Here is a 13,715-nt window from a genome sequence, read left to right as displayed (position 1 = left end):
TTTGAAAGGTTAGCTATTGGTTTCCGTCTAAATCCACAAAAGAAAATTGAAAAGAAATTATGATGTACAAAAATATGCTATTTGTAGTGGCCCTTGCGTTCATAAGCTGCAACGGAGTTTCCCAAAAGAAGGAAACGGCACAGAAAGTTAACGCCCCCAAAAAGGAATTCACTGTCAATAAAACGGAAGAAGAATGGCGCAAGGAACTTACTGAGGAGGAATTTTACGTTTTGCGCAAAGCTGCCACAGAAAATCCGTTTACAAGTGAGTTGTTAGAAAACAAGGAAAAAGGTACTTATGTCTGTGCGGGCTGTGGCACCCCTTTGTTCAAAAGTGAAACAAAGTTTAGATCAGGTACGGGATGGCCAAGTTTTTATCAAGAAATTGAAGGCAACGTAGCCTATGACGTTGACTATAAAATTGGCTACAAAAGAACCGAAGAACATTGTGCCACCTGTGGTGGTCATTTAGGACATGTTTTTGAGGACGGGCCCAAGCCAACCGGCTTAAGACACTGTATAAATGGTATTGCTTTAGATTTTGTACCTGAAAGTAAATAATAAACACTGTTGGATTTTACAACCAATTTTCTAAAGAGTTCCAAACTTGAATTTCAACGTTACAAAACATTGGGGGAAAAGAGTTTGGGGCAACTAACGTTTGAGCAAATACGCTGGCAACCTAGCGTTCATGACAATAGCATAGCCCTTATTGTAAAACATATGGTGGGGAATATGTTAAGCAGGTGGACCAACTTTTTAAAGGAAGACGGCGAAAAAAGCTGGCGACATAGAGAAAATGAATTTCAAGCTCCTTACGAGAACAGAAAGGAATTGCTATTAGCTTGGGAAGAAGGTTGGAATTGTCTATTTAATGCCTTGGATTCCGTAAATGGAGAAAATTTTGAGGATCCCGTTTTCATAAGATCAGAACAACACACCATTATCGAAGCTATCCATAGACAATTGGCCCATTATGCAAATCATGTGGGCCAGATTATTTATTTGGGTAAAATGCTAAAAGGTAAGGATTGGGTCTCCCCCTCCATTGCCAAGGGAAAATCAGAAGAATTCAACAAAAAGACATTTGGTTTCTAGGCCCGTCTAAACAAGGTCATTATTTCGCATTGTTGCCTAAAATAATAGGTAACACCAATAGCAGTTTAAATTTTCTGTTATATCTCTACGGACTCGGTCCATCTCCCCGATTTAATTGTTGAGAATTACTTACTTTTGCACCTCCTTACTACTAGGACGAACTTCAAATTTTAGAAAAGCAAAAACGAAAAAAATATGAGCAATTTCGATGTAATTGTTTTGGGCAGTGGACCCGGAGGATATGTAACCGCCATTAGAGCTTCCCAATTAGGTTTTAAAACAGCCATAATCGAGAAAGAAAATTTAGGGGGTGTTTGTCTTAATTGGGGATGTATACCAACTAAAGCCTTATTAAAATCTGCTCAGGTTTTTCAGTATTTACAGCATGCGGAGGATTACGGACTGAAAGCGGAAGGTGTTGACAAAGATTTTGATTCCGTTATAAAAAGAAGCCGAGGCGTTGCCGATGGCATGAGCAAAGGTGTTCAATTCTTGATGAAGAAAAACAAGATTGAAGTGATCAACGGTTACGGAACCCTTAAACCAAAGAAAAAAGTTTCGGTTAAGGACGAGTCCGGTAAAGAAACCGAATACAGCGCAGAACATATTATCATTGCTACCGGGGCTAGAAGCCGTGAACTTCCAAGTCTTCCTCAAGATGGAAAAAAAATAATCGGTTACCGTGAGGCCATGAGCCTAAAAGAACAACCTAAAAGTATGATTGTGGTAGGTAGTGGTGCCATTGGTATTGAATTTGCCTATTTCTACAACAGTATGGGTACTGAGGTTACCGTAGTGGAATACTTGCCCAATATCGTTCCTGTAGAGGACGAGGAAGTTTCCAAGCAATTGGAGCGTAGCTTTAAGAAAGCGGGAGTTAAAATAAAAACTTCTGCAGAAGTTACTTCTGTTGACACCTCCGGAGATGGTGTAAAGGCTACTGTTAAAACTGCAAAAGGAGAAGAAGTATTGGAAGCGGATATTGTTCTTTCTGCCGTTGGAATTAAGTCCAATATTGAAAATATTGGTTTGGAAGATGTGGGTATTTCTACTGACCGCGATAAAATTTTGGTCAATGATTACTACCAGACCAATATTCCGGGTTATTATGCCATTGGGGATGTAACTCCCGGCCAAGCATTGGCACACGTTGCCTCCGCCGAAGGTATCCTTTGTGTAGAAAAATTAGCGGGTATGCATGTGGAGCCGTTGGATTACGGAAATATCCCCGGCTGTACCTATTGTATGCCAGAGGTTGCCTCTGTTGGACTTACAGAAAAACAGGCCAAGGAAAAAGGCCTGGATATCAAAGTTGGGAAATTTCCGTTCTCGGCCAGTGGCAAAGCAAAAGCTTCTGGTAATGCAGATGGTTTCGTAAAAGTTATTTTTGATGCCAAATATGGCGAATGGTTAGGTTGCCATATGATTGGTAACGGTGTTACCGATATGATTGCTGAAGCCGTAGTCGCAAGAAAATTGGAAACTACCGGCCACGAAATCTTAAAGGCGGTACACCCTCACCCTACCATGAGTGAAGCCGTTATGGAGGCTGTGGCTGCCGCTTATGACGAAGTAATTCACTTATAAAACATATGCCCCGAGCGAATATTCTTTGCTCGGGGCTTTTATTTTTTTCCTATGTTCAAATTATTTAGGCTTACGGCCATATTGGAAGGTATTTCTTATCTCGCCCTTTTTGCGGTAACCATGCCCTTAAAATACATGGCAGATTTACCTATGCCCAACAAATACGTTGGTTACGCCCATGGTGTTTTGTTTATTGCCTATATAATTCTAGCCGTTGTTTTCTGGTTCGAAAAAAAATGGAGTATTAAAAAAGGCTTCATACTTTTGGTAGCCTCTCTCCTACCTTTTGCCACTTTTTATGTGGATAGTCGCTATTTAAAAACTTCTGAAGCTTAAGGTTTACCTAAAATGTCTGGCAGATAGAAAGGTATAAACGTAGGCCAACGTAATGGTAGACCATTTTTCTTCATTTACATCAATGGAAGTATAGGAGAAATTAACTTCGGACTGGGGACCTACCTGAAACCCTACTTGAGGTCTAATATAAAGTCCGCCATCATTTCCTTCATTTAGTCCAAAAGCCTGACCCACATCTCCTCCAAAAGAGAATTTTTTGCCCGGCCATATTCTAACGGAAGCAGCCAAAGGTGCAAATTGATAACTAGGCAAATCTTCCAAAATAGTTCCTTTCCTATATTCTTCGGCAAAACCATGGATAATACCTGTTTTGATACCAAGATCGAAGGTTTTGTTCGGGGCCCACATATAGCCTAAATCACCACCAACTACCACTCCAATTCGCTCATTGAAATCGCCTGTTGGGAGTCCCGCCTGTAACCCTAGTTTAAATCCTTCTTGTGCCGAAGCTGAATGAATGGCAGTTACGCCCATCAGCAAAAATAAAAATCGCTTTAACATTTAACATTTCTTTTAAAGTAGGAAATGAAAAACGTTTAAATAATGAATGAAGTATACAAAACGGGCAAAATTCGATGGAAAACCTAGCTTTTCAAATCGTTTTATATTGAAATAACTTACAAGGATGTACTATTCATTCTCCAAAAAACTCTTAATGGCCAGTTCATAGCTTTGAAGTCCAAAGCCCAAAATAACGCCTTTTGCTCCGGGAGATATATAGGAGACATGTCTGTATTCTTCTCGTTTATGCGTATTACTGATGTGTACCTCCACTACGGGCGTGGATACGGCCTTTACGGCATCACCCATACCTACCGAAGTATGCGTATAAGCCGCCGCATTTAAAATAATACCATCGTACGAAAAACCGGTTTCTTGTATTTTTCCAATAAGTTCCCCTTCAATATTGGACTGGAAATATTCTAGTTGAACCGTCTTGAATTTAAACTGAAGATCTGCAAAGAAGTCTTCAAATGTTTTATTTCCGTAAACTTCTGGCTCCCTTTTACCAAGCAGATTGAGATTGGGACCATTTATAATAATCAGTTTCATGTATGCGGATTTTACCCTACGAGTAAGGATAGGTTCAAAAGTAACGTAATAAAGTGGAACGGACTTTACAGGGTTTAAAAAAAGTAACTGCCACCAATTGAAAACACCCCGTTTCTAACCTTGGTAATATCCAGCACCTTGCCCAATCCAAATCCAAACCGCATTTGGAAATAAATGTTCTCGTTCATGCGGTATCCTCCTCCAAAGTTAAGTCCTATATCCATTTTTTTAGTGTCCTGGCCCTGTAAGTCCTCTTCCCAGTTGTCTGATAACAAAAAGCCTACCTGAGGACCAAATTCAACAGCTACCTCTTCAATTATATGAAACTTACCCATTAAAGGCAGCGTGAGATAGGTAAGGTTGACATTAGAAGGGCCAATATCCGCCCCAACCAAAGAAATCAACAATTCTGGCTGCAAGTACAGGTCATCCATAAACATAGGAATCTCTGCAATTCCGCCTGCATAAAATCCAAGTCTTTGAGAAACACCACTTACGTCCTCACCCATCCATGTAGCCACATGTAACCCCGCCTTTCCTCCAATTTTCACATCACCAAAACTACTTCCAGAGGGTCCTGTTCCCTGAAAAACGGTTTGGGCGTTGATAGCGATTGAAAAAAACAGAAAAACTAAAATACAGGGGGAGCAATTTACTCTCATAAGTAATGTGTTAATGGTTATCTAACTCAAATATAGAAAACTTTGGAATGTAGCAACCATAAAATGAGGTTCTTGAAAAGGTAGTAGTAAGCTCTCCTAAAATTAAAATCATGTTTTTTACCTTTACTTGATGAAATGGCAACAAGCGCTTTTGGACTTTAAGCACTATTTGAAGATAGAACGGGGCTTATCCCATAATTCCATAAAAAATTACCTATGGGATATAGAAAAGTTGGTTGGGTTTTTAGAGAAGAATGAAATAACGGATACCCCTGTTGGTATCAAAAAAGAGGTTATTCAACAATTTGTCTACGAAATAGCCAAAACCATGAACCCTAGGTCCCAAGCACGGATCATTTCTGGATTAAAAAGTTTTTTTAATTACCTTGTTTTTGAGGATTACAGGGAAGACAACCCCCTAGACCTAATAGAGTCTCCCAAAATAGGAAGAAAACTGCCAGACACCCTTTCGGAGGAAGAAATTAACGAAATCATTGGCGCCATAGATTTGTCCAAAGCTGAAGGTGAACGAAATAGAGCCATGTTAGAAACTCTTTATGGCTGCGGTCTACGGGTAACCGAACTGGTAAACCTCAGGATTTCGGACCTTTTTTTTGAAGAGGATTTCATTAAAGTTACCGGTAAGGGAGATAAAGAACGTTTTGTTCCCATTAGCGAATACAATCAAAAATATATTTCTATTTACCTAAATGAAGTGCGAGTGCACCAGAAGGTGCAAAAAGGATTTGATGACATACTTTTTCTTAACCGCAGAGGTAAACAATTGACCCGGGCAATGATTTTCACGATTATCAAAGACCTCTCCATTAAAATAGGATTAAAAAAGAAAATCAGTCCGCATACGTTTAGACATTCCTTTGCGACACATTTATTGGAAAATGGAGCCGATCTTAGGGCCATACAACAAATGTTAGGGCATGAAAGCATAACAACCACGGAAGTTTATGTACATGTAGATCGTACATATCTTACCGCGGTACTGCATAAATTTCATCCACGAAGTTAAAAGTTTAAACGGCCACCCAGGGAAAGTAAACTGTTTTTGCCATTATTGGTCCTTTGTCCAAAATAAGGAAGTTTGGAGTTGTTTAATTGTTGGTTGGTCTTCACTTCGATCATGAAACCTTCCTTGGTCTCATATCCCATTCCCCCTAAATAGTCCAACCGGGGTTTGTATGCCTTGTCCAACAGAAAATCTTGATCTTGAGGGTCTCGAGTATTGCCTATTTTAAAATCATATTCTACACCCGAAAAAAGGTACCAATTCGTATCAAAATATTGCTTTACCAATAGAGGCAATCTAAATCGTTCCTGACCCACATACCTATCATGGTGGCCTTGTACCTCAATAGCCGTAGAGTTGGAAATCAGATAGCCCACTCGCAACCAGGAATGCCTTTCGTTGAATAAAAAATCAGGATAAGCGTGACCATCTAAATACAAACGATCTGTTAAGAGAATGTCCTTGTTTTGCCCATACAACTTCTTCATAGGCATCACAAACAAAATCAAGAACAAAACCAAGCTACCTACTTTCATAAATGAAATTTCTTACCACTTTTAAAGATAAGTAGAAATCGTGGCGAAAAAATGGCTTTGGCCTTTATTTAACGATAAAAAAGATCTAATGTATTACTCTTTAAACCAGGAATAATCGCGTTGGTAAGGCCTTATAATCAACCTAGCCTCGCGATCAAAACGAACATAATTATACACCCAGTTCACGAAAACGATCATTCTATTTCTAAAACCGATGAGAAAGAATAAGTGTACAAACATCCAAACAAACCAGGCAAAAACACCCTGAAATTTGTAATTCTTAAGGTCCACTACGGCTTTGTTCCTACCTACGGTTGCCATACTCCCTTTATCTTTATAAATAAAGGGCTCCATTTTCTTCCCCTCTAAAAGTCGGACTAAGTTATCGCCCAAGTGCCTCCCCTGTTGAATGGCCGGTTGCGCCATCATAGGGTGACCTCTAGGTGTATCTTCTTTCTCCATACAGGCAATATCACCAATGGCATATATATTTTCAAAACCTTGTACTTGGTTGTACTCGTTAACCTGCAAACGATTGCCTGGCTTAAGAATTTCTTGGGCATCCAGACCTTTTATGGAAACAGCTTTTACTCCTGCGGCCCAAACCAAGGTAGCGGCCTCAAATTCCAAATCTGTTTTTGTGGTTACCTTTTTGCCATCATAACTAGTAACCCGAGTGTTTTTCCATATTTGTACGCCTAGGCTTTCTAAAAAATCCTCTGCCTTTTTAGAAGCGTTCTCACTCATTTCCTTTAAAATCCTATCCCCGGACTGGATAAGGTTTATTTGCGCCCTACGTGTATCCAAGTCCGGATAATCCTTGGGCAAGATTCCTTTTTTAATTTCGGCCAAAGCTCCTGCCAATTCCACGCCTGTAGGCCCTCCACCCACTATCACAAAATTCATTAGGGCATCACGTTCGTGAAGATTATCCGTAAGTAGGGCTTGCTCAAAATTCTCCAAAATCATACTCCTTAGATTTAAGGATTGAGGAATGGATTTCATGGCCATACCGTTTTTTTCAATTTCGGTATTACCAAAAAAATTAGTTTCTGAGCCTGCAGCAATTACCAAATGGTCATAGGAAAGACTTCCAATGTTGGTAACAATTTTTTGATTACCCGTTTGAACCTGCTGCATTTCGGCCATCCGAAAGAAAAAATTGGGATAGTCCTGCAGAATCTTTCTTATGGGGTACGCAATACTGTCAGGCTCCAGCCCTCCTGTAGATACTTGATATAACAAAGGTTGAAAAGTATGGTAGTTGTTTTTATCCAGAAGTACCACCTGTACTTCTTTACCGCTCAGCTTTTTTGCCAAAGCAACGCCCGCAAAACCGCCCCCTACAATTACAACTCTTGGAAAACTACTTCTAGGGATATTCAAAGCATCGGTATCGCTCATAAAATTCAGTCTATAGCACCAAAATTAAACATTACAACCTAAGAACGTACATATGATACTACTTAAATGAACATTCAATAAATTGTACAACGATAAATTTCTTATGTTCGTTTGTAACATTGGGCATGATTGTCATACTAACAAGATAACAACTACCAACAACACGTGACAAAAGAGCTGGAACATCAATTTGTGACAGAACTTGAGAACAACCAAAACATTGTTCATAAGGTTTGTACACTTTATACGAATAACCGTGATGCCCATAATGACCTGTTTCAAGAAATTACCATTCAGTTATGGAAGGCCTATCCAAAATTTAGGGGCGAGTCCAAATTTAGCACATGGATGTATAGAGTTGCCTTGAACACGGCCATTACATTGTACAGAAAATCCAAAAGAAGCATTAGAACCCAGGATTACGATTCTGTAATTTTTAAAATTAAGGCCGACGAATACGATGCCACGGAAGAAGAACAATTAAAGTTGATGTACCAAGCGGTAAAACAATTGGGGGATATCGAGAAGGCCTTGGTCTTTCTCTACCTAGAGGACAAAAATTATAGCGAAATAAGTGAAACCCTTGGTATCACAGAAGTGAACGCACGTGTAAAAATGAACCGAATTAAGAAAAAACTAAGGACTATATTGAATCCTTGATGGGTATATGATGGACGAACTGGAGCTACTCAAAAAAGACTGGCAGAAAAAAGGAAATGACCTTCCTAAACTGTCTTACCAAGACATTGAAAAGATGATCTGGAAAAAATCATCTTCCATAGTGAAATGGATACTTATTATCAGTATCCTGGAATTTTCCGTTCCACATCTACTATATTTTTTACCCGGCATGCAAGACAATTTGGATGTCTATGATAAATTGGGGATCAAAAACCTTTCTACCTGCCTTTGGATAGTAGGCTATGGTATTACCTTTTATTTTATTTTCCTTTTTTATAAAAGGTATAGGGAAATTTCAACCTTGGACAATGCCAAGAACCTCATGGAGAAAATCATACGCACCCGAAAAACGGTGAAGTACTATATTATCTTTGGACTTAGCTTTTTGTTCCTTACCTGCCTAATGTTCATTGTGGCCATTTATCTAAACGACCATATTTTGGAGGTGTTTCCCACGGATGATTCCAGTATTTCCGAAGAAAAATTCAAAAGCGTTATGCTTTGGGCCATGAGCATTTTTAGTGTCGTATTTATAGCTATAATGGGAGGTATTTACTTTTTGCTTTACGGATTTCTCCTTAGGAAACTTACCAAGAACTATAAAGAATTAAAACAACTGGAAGTTTAGAATTTAGTCCTGTTGCGATACCTTCTTAGTTCATTTTCCTCCTCGTAGGCCAATAACTCCTCCTTAGGAATTACCTTAAGGAAAGAAGGATGCTGCTCAATGGCATATTCCAGTTTTTCAATGATGGAATCAAATGATTCATTCTCATAATCAATATCCAAAGGTTCTTTAATGACCATAGATTGAAGAATTCCCTTTTTCTTGACCCTCAATCCCTTTTTATCAAAAGACCGTCTAAAACCATCAATTACCACGGGCACAACAATAGGCTTGTACTTTTTTATAATGTGTGCAGTTCCTTTTCTAAGCGGTTTCCAAGGTGTGGTGGTACCTTGTGGAAACGTAATGACCCAACCATCGTCCAACGCTTTTCCGATATTGGAGATATCGCTCATCTTTACCTGTCTTTTTACATCTTTTCCTTCTGAGCGCCAAGTACGCTCAACACTAATGGAGCCGGCATAGGCAAAAATTTTAGTGAGCAAGCTTTTTTTCATGGTCTCCGCTGCTGCCACGTAGTACATGTTCAATTTAGGATTCCAGATGTAACCAATATTCTTGATATTATCCACCCTACCGCTTAAACTGGCATTAAAAACATGGAACATGGCCACGACATCTGCAAAATAGGTCTGGTGGTTACTCACAAAAAGTACATTCCTGTCCGGTAGCTGACGAATGATCTCAGAACCGTCTACTTCCAACTTATTAAACTGTTTATACCTATTGTGGGTCATTAACCCTAAAATGCGAATCAACCACTTTTTAAGGAATAGAATATGGCCAAAAGGATTTTTTTTAAATACGCCCATAGGGGGCAAATTTACGAAATAAGGTCCTATAAAACCTCGTGAAGCAGCATCCTTATCTCACTGAGCATCATGCTAGTGGCTCCCCAAACGGTGTAACCATTTAATTTAAAGGCAGGTACATCTACATTTTCTGCATAGGAGGTGGATAGATTTTGTGTAAAAAGCACCTCATCCTTCATGAATTGGGCCAATTCTACCTCCACCAACGCTGCCACTTCCGTAGTTTGGGGTACAAAAGGTTTTGTTTTATGATAGAGCCCTAAAAACGGGAATACTTCAAAATTGCTAGGCGGAATATACAGCTCACTAAGAGGTCTAATTATTTCAATTTTAGACGGGTGTACGCCTACCTCTTCATGGGTTTCCCTCAACGCTGTTTCTTGTAAGTCACGGTCCTGTTTTTCCAATTTCCCACCAGGAAACCCTACCTGATTGCTATGGACATCCTTAGGATGGCTTTTTCGCAATATAAGTAGGAAACGGGTCTGCCCACTGGCATCTGGATAGAACAAGGCCATTACCCCGGCCTTCTTGGGGTTTTTACTCTTTAAACGGGCCTTTCGGAGCTCCTCTACCCTAAACTCGGGCGCCATTTTTAAATGGGACGCTTCCCCTGGTAAATCTAGATTTTTTATTTTTGGAATCCTTACGGAAAACTCAGAAAAATTCATGCAGATACAAAGATTCTATTCCTTTACAATATTACTACTATTTTTAATGGTGTCCTGCGGCGAGACTCCTAAGAAAAAGCAAAATACGGCTGAAGAAACCATTACTCAAAAAGATTCTGTTGAGCGGGATAGCATAGAAAAAAAGAAGAAAGAAAAGGAAAAATTCGTGCTTACCGAAGACAATGCCATTGATTTCTTTTTTGATTACCAAAAAGGACTTACCGAAAATAAAGTAAAAATTACCACTAGCTATGGCAGTTTTACGGTTGAACTTTATGATAATGTACCGTACCACAAGGCCAATTTCATCTACCTTACCAAAAAGGGCTATTTTAACGGAACCCAGTTTCACCGGGTCGTAAAAAATTTCATCATTCAAGGAGGTAGCTCAGACGATAAGGAAACCGCTAGAAAACGAAGGGAAATTGGCAGGTATCTTCTTCCACCGGATACCCGAAAAGGGTATAAACACCACCGAGGAACCATTAGTATGCCTAGCAGTGAAATAGACAATCCGCATATGTTGGCAAGCCCATATGAGTTTTTTATCGTAGTAACGAATCCTGGCTCCTATCATTTAGATGGCGATTTTACTCCCTTTGGGCGCGTTATTTCCGGTATGGACGTAGTTGATGAAATTAACCACGTAGAGGTGGGCGATGGAGATTGGCCGCATCAAAATGTTTACATAGAAAAAGCGGAAATTGTCAACTAAACCTTGATTTCAGGCCTCATTTTCCCTTGTGCCGTAAATATTGGGCAAGGTTAGATGAAAACGAACCGCCAGAAGCCTAGCAACAATGACAATCAAAATAGAAGTTATATAGGCATAGGCACCATCAAAAGGTAATAGAATAAGTAAAAAATAACTGCTTCCTCCCAATATACAAGCGGTAGCATAAATTTCCTTTCTCCTGAAAATCACTGGAATTTCATTACACAAAATATCCCTGATAACTCCCCCGAAACATGCCGTTATAGTTCCCAAGGCAATACACATTATAGGGGAAAGATCGGCAGTAAGCCCTTTTTCAATCCCAAGTAATGTAAACAACCCTATTCCAATGGAATCGAACAACAAAAGGGTTTTACGCAAGTGATGCAGGTGTTTAGCGAATAAAATCGCGAACAGAACGGTAACCGCAATCACGATCATGTAGATTTCTTCTTGCATCCAAGTAACCGGAGTATTGCCAATAAGAATATCCCTAAGGGTACCGCCTCCTACCGAGGTAACAAAGGCGATGATAAAAATCCCGAACAGGTCCAAGCGCTTGTCCATCGCCACTAAAACACCTGATATGGCAAAAGCAATAATCCCTAAAATGTCTATGATGAAATATAGCATCCCCTCACCTTTAAAATGGATTGGCAAAAGTATCCTTTACGATTAAAAGCACCAGAAGATTGGCCCTTTTTTAAGAAAATAAAGGAGTTATGACTACATATTTTGCGTGTAGTAATTGTAATCCTTTATGACCATATCCACAAAATCCACTGGTTTTAAATCGGTAGAAATGTGGGTCACCTTTTTAATCTGATTGCTCAGGGAAAGTATTACGTTGTGATCTCCTTTTCTTTTAGAGACATCAAACAATTCTTTAATAGTCTGCATTTCACGGTCCTTAAAAACGGTAACCTGAGGAAAGGATGGTTTATAATCTTCTGGCAATTCCCTAAGAAGCGTATCACGCAAAAAAACCTTTTGCTTTTCACTAATGACCGTGGTGCCCGCTGCAATATCACCTACTCGCTGACCATTACCCCTTATTAAAATGGTTAGAACGGCCACTCCTCCACTGGATAAGGTAACATCCAGGATTCTGAGCACCCATCTGATTATATAACTGGAAAAAGTAGGTTTGGAACCATCTAATTTCACAACCCTGATCTTCATTAATTTTTTACCGATGGATTGCCCGTTCATAAGGGTCTCAAAAAGTAAATAGTAAAGAAGCGCAGGAAGGTTAAGAACCATATAAATGGCCCAGGCATCGTTCATTTCAATGTCTAGGGAGAGCAAAAGAACTATGGATAAAATGATATAACTGATAACAACAAACGTATCTATTAAAAAGGCCACCATTCTGTCTCCTAGGTGGGCAGCGTTTTGACTAATGGTTATATTTTGGGCGGTTTCTATTTGAAATTGCTCCATAGTTTCGTTTCTTTGGGTAATAACCCCGTTATGCATGCGAGAGGCCGCCTTCGTAAAACAAAATAAAGACAAATGGGCAACTTTTGAAAATGCCCTGGCTAAGAAAACGAAGCTTCCACCGGATAAATTGTCCGATCTATATATTGAAATAACGGACCATCTTAGTTATGCCAAAACATTTTATACGGGCAGCAACACGGAACTCTACTTAAACTCGCTTGCCTCACAAGCCCATCAAAAGATTTACAAAACAAAAAAAGAGCCCAAGAACAGGGTACTTGAGTTTTGGAAAACAGAGTTTCCCCTGCTTTTCTATTTCTACCAAAGAGAACTGCTCATTGCCTTTTTGGTGTTTGTTTTTTTTGCTCTTGTAGGCGCTTTTTCTTCTGCAAATGAAGGGGAGTTCGTCCGCTCTATTCTAGGAGATGGCTATGTAAACATGACGTTGGAAAATATAGAAAAAGGCGACCCCATGGCGGTCTATAAACAAATGGGCGAATTCAATATGTTTTTAGGAATTACCATCAACAATATTCGCGTGGCCCTATTAGCTTTTTCCTTTGGAATTTTATTGGGCGTGGGTACCTTGTACATTATGTTACGAAATGGCATTATGCTAGGTAGCTTCCAGTACTTTTTTTATGAAAAAGGTCTGCTATGGGAGTCTGCACGAACGATATGGATACATGGTACCATAGAAATTTCGGTCATCATCATTGCCGGCTGTGCAGGACTGGTTTTGGCAAACGGGATGCTTTTTCCCGGCACCTACACCCGATTGGAATCCTTTAAACGAGGGGTGAAAAACGGACTAAAGATTATGCTGAGTACCGTACCTTTCTTTATAATTGCCGGATTCTTGGAAGGTTTTGTTACCCGGCACACGGAAATGCCAGATGCCATGGCCGTCCTTATAATTTTGGCTTCCTTGGCACTAATTCTGTTTTACTACGTTATATATCCAATTCAATTGCACAAAAAAGAACAGAAAAACCACCAACAATTAAAAGAACTTAGGCACTCCCTTTCGTAAAATTGAAATGCC

Annotated in this window: 18 protein-coding genes; 9 read left to right on the top strand and 9 right to left on the bottom strand. The window is 39.5% G+C overall.

Annotated features, from left to right (window positions below; translation table 11 throughout):
- The first annotated feature begins 59 nt into the window (after positions 1 to 59).
- The 4 genes from msrB to BIZ36_RS15945 all read left to right on the top strand — a co-directional run bounded on the left by msrB (position 60) and on the right by BIZ36_RS15945 (position 3,020).
- On the top strand, positions 60 to 560 hold the full coding sequence (gene msrB / locus BIZ36_RS15960; RefSeq protein WP_222937432.1) for a peptide-methionine (R)-S-oxide reductase MsrB: 501 nt from the start codon (positions 60 to 62) through the stop codon (positions 558 to 560).
- Positions 561 to 569: 9 nt separating this feature from the next.
- Positions 570 to 1,097: a DUF1572 family protein gene (locus BIZ36_RS15955; RefSeq protein WP_187458892.1), complete on the top strand. Its 528-nt coding sequence runs from the start codon at positions 570 to 572 to the stop codon at positions 1,095 to 1,097.
- A 195-nt stretch (positions 1,098 to 1,292) separates the two neighbouring features.
- Positions 1,293 to 2,684, top strand: a complete 1,392-nt coding sequence (gene lpdA, locus BIZ36_RS15950) for a dihydrolipoyl dehydrogenase (RefSeq protein ID WP_187458891.1) — start codon at positions 1,293 to 1,295, stop codon at positions 2,682 to 2,684.
- Positions 2,685 to 2,735: 51 nt separating this feature from the next.
- Positions 2,736 to 3,020 (top strand): DUF3817 domain-containing protein, encoded by a 285-nt coding sequence (locus BIZ36_RS15945; RefSeq protein WP_187458890.1) that lies wholly within the window; start codon positions 2,736 to 2,738, stop codon positions 3,018 to 3,020.
- A 3-nt stretch (positions 3,021 to 3,023) separates the two neighbouring features.
- Here BIZ36_RS15945 and BIZ36_RS15940 read toward each other — a convergent pair whose 3' ends face one another.
- The 3 genes from BIZ36_RS15940 to BIZ36_RS15930 all read right to left on the bottom strand — a co-directional run bounded on the left by BIZ36_RS15940 (position 3,024) and on the right by BIZ36_RS15930 (position 4,756).
- Complete coding sequence (locus tag BIZ36_RS15940; RefSeq protein ID WP_222937431.1) at positions 3,024 to 3,542, bottom strand: outer membrane beta-barrel protein; 519 nt, start codon at positions 3,540 to 3,542, stop codon at positions 3,024 to 3,026.
- Between the two features lie 129 nt (positions 3,543 to 3,671).
- Complete coding sequence (gene aroQ, locus BIZ36_RS15935) at positions 3,672 to 4,094, bottom strand: type II 3-dehydroquinate dehydratase (protein WP_187458889.1); 423 nt, start codon at positions 4,092 to 4,094, stop codon at positions 3,672 to 3,674.
- Positions 4,095 to 4,168: 74 nt separating this feature from the next.
- On the bottom strand, positions 4,169 to 4,756 hold the full coding sequence (locus tag BIZ36_RS15930) for a porin family protein (RefSeq protein ID WP_187458888.1): 588 nt from the start codon (positions 4,754 to 4,756) through the stop codon (positions 4,169 to 4,171).
- A 130-nt stretch (positions 4,757 to 4,886) separates the two neighbouring features.
- On the opposite strand from BIZ36_RS15930, the gene xerD reads away from it, so the two are divergent.
- Positions 4,887 to 5,783 carry a site-specific tyrosine recombinase XerD gene (xerD, locus tag BIZ36_RS15925; protein WP_187458887.1) on the top strand — a complete coding sequence of 299 codons (897 nt, stop codon included), beginning with the start codon at positions 4,887 to 4,889 and terminating at the stop codon, positions 5,781 to 5,783.
- Here xerD and BIZ36_RS15920 read toward each other — a convergent pair.
- Together BIZ36_RS15920 and BIZ36_RS15915 are read right to left on the bottom strand one after the other, a co-directional pair.
- Positions 5,780 to 6,316 (bottom strand): hypothetical protein, encoded by a 537-nt coding sequence (locus tag BIZ36_RS15920; RefSeq protein WP_187458886.1) that lies wholly within the window; start codon positions 6,314 to 6,316, stop codon positions 5,780 to 5,782. The genes xerD and BIZ36_RS15920 overlap by 4 nt on opposite strands.
- A 93-nt stretch (positions 6,317 to 6,409) precedes the next feature.
- Complete coding sequence (locus BIZ36_RS15915; protein WP_222937430.1) at positions 6,410 to 7,720, bottom strand: NAD(P)/FAD-dependent oxidoreductase; 1,311 nt, start codon at positions 7,718 to 7,720, stop codon at positions 6,410 to 6,412.
- Positions 7,721 to 7,885: 165 nt separating this feature from the next.
- Between BIZ36_RS15915 and BIZ36_RS15910 the strand changes: the two genes are divergently transcribed.
- Positions 7,886 to 8,380 carry an RNA polymerase sigma factor gene (locus BIZ36_RS15910; protein ID WP_187458885.1) on the top strand — a complete coding sequence of 165 codons (495 nt, stop codon included), beginning with the start codon at positions 7,886 to 7,888 and terminating at the stop codon, positions 8,378 to 8,380.
- A gap of 7 nt (positions 8,381 to 8,387) precedes the next feature.
- Positions 8,388 to 9,029, top strand: a complete 642-nt coding sequence (locus tag BIZ36_RS15905; RefSeq protein ID WP_187458884.1) for a DUF8845 family protein — start codon at positions 8,388 to 8,390, stop codon at positions 9,027 to 9,029.
- On the opposite strand, the gene BIZ36_RS15900 is transcribed toward BIZ36_RS15905, so the two are convergent.
- Together BIZ36_RS15900 and BIZ36_RS15895 are read right to left on the bottom strand one after the other, a co-directional pair.
- Positions 9,026 to 9,841 (bottom strand): lysophospholipid acyltransferase family protein, encoded by an 816-nt coding sequence (locus BIZ36_RS15900; RefSeq protein WP_187458883.1) that lies wholly within the window; start codon positions 9,839 to 9,841, stop codon positions 9,026 to 9,028. The genes BIZ36_RS15905 and BIZ36_RS15900 overlap by 4 nt on opposite strands.
- A gap of 26 nt (positions 9,842 to 9,867) precedes the next feature.
- Positions 9,868 to 10,512, bottom strand: a complete 645-nt coding sequence (locus tag BIZ36_RS15895) for an NUDIX hydrolase (protein WP_187458882.1) — start codon at positions 10,510 to 10,512, stop codon at positions 9,868 to 9,870.
- On the opposite strand from BIZ36_RS15895, the gene BIZ36_RS15890 reads away from it, so the two are divergent.
- Positions 10,511 to 11,227 (top strand): peptidylprolyl isomerase, encoded by a 717-nt coding sequence (locus tag BIZ36_RS15890; protein WP_187458881.1) that lies wholly within the window; start codon positions 10,511 to 10,513, stop codon positions 11,225 to 11,227. The two genes, BIZ36_RS15895 and BIZ36_RS15890, sit on opposite strands and share 2 nt — an antisense overlap.
- 9 nt (positions 11,228 to 11,236) lie before the next feature.
- On the opposite strand, the gene BIZ36_RS15885 is transcribed toward BIZ36_RS15890, so the two are convergent.
- Both BIZ36_RS15885 and BIZ36_RS15880 read right to left on the bottom strand, forming a co-directional pair.
- Entirely contained in the window at positions 11,237 to 11,860 is a 624-nt protein-coding gene (locus tag BIZ36_RS15885; protein ID WP_187458880.1) for a trimeric intracellular cation channel family protein, read from the bottom strand.
- A gap of 93 nt (positions 11,861 to 11,953) precedes the next feature.
- On the bottom strand, positions 11,954 to 12,670 hold the full coding sequence (locus BIZ36_RS15880) for an RDD family protein (protein ID WP_187458879.1): 717 nt from the start codon (positions 12,668 to 12,670) through the stop codon (positions 11,954 to 11,956).
- Between the two features lie 34 nt (positions 12,671 to 12,704).
- On the opposite strand from BIZ36_RS15880, the gene BIZ36_RS15875 reads away from it, so the two are divergent.
- On the top strand, positions 12,705 to 13,703 hold the full coding sequence (locus BIZ36_RS15875) for a stage II sporulation protein M (RefSeq protein ID WP_187458878.1): 999 nt from the start codon (positions 12,705 to 12,707) through the stop codon (positions 13,701 to 13,703).
- The last annotated feature ends 12 nt before the right edge of the window (positions 13,704 to 13,715 follow it).

Origin of the sequence: Cytophaga sp. FL35, assembly GCF_014349235.1 — a bacterium.
GTDB lineage: Bacteria > Bacteroidota > Bacteroidia > Flavobacteriales > Flavobacteriaceae > Euzebyella.
This window is presented reverse-complemented; position numbering and strand designations above follow the sequence as displayed.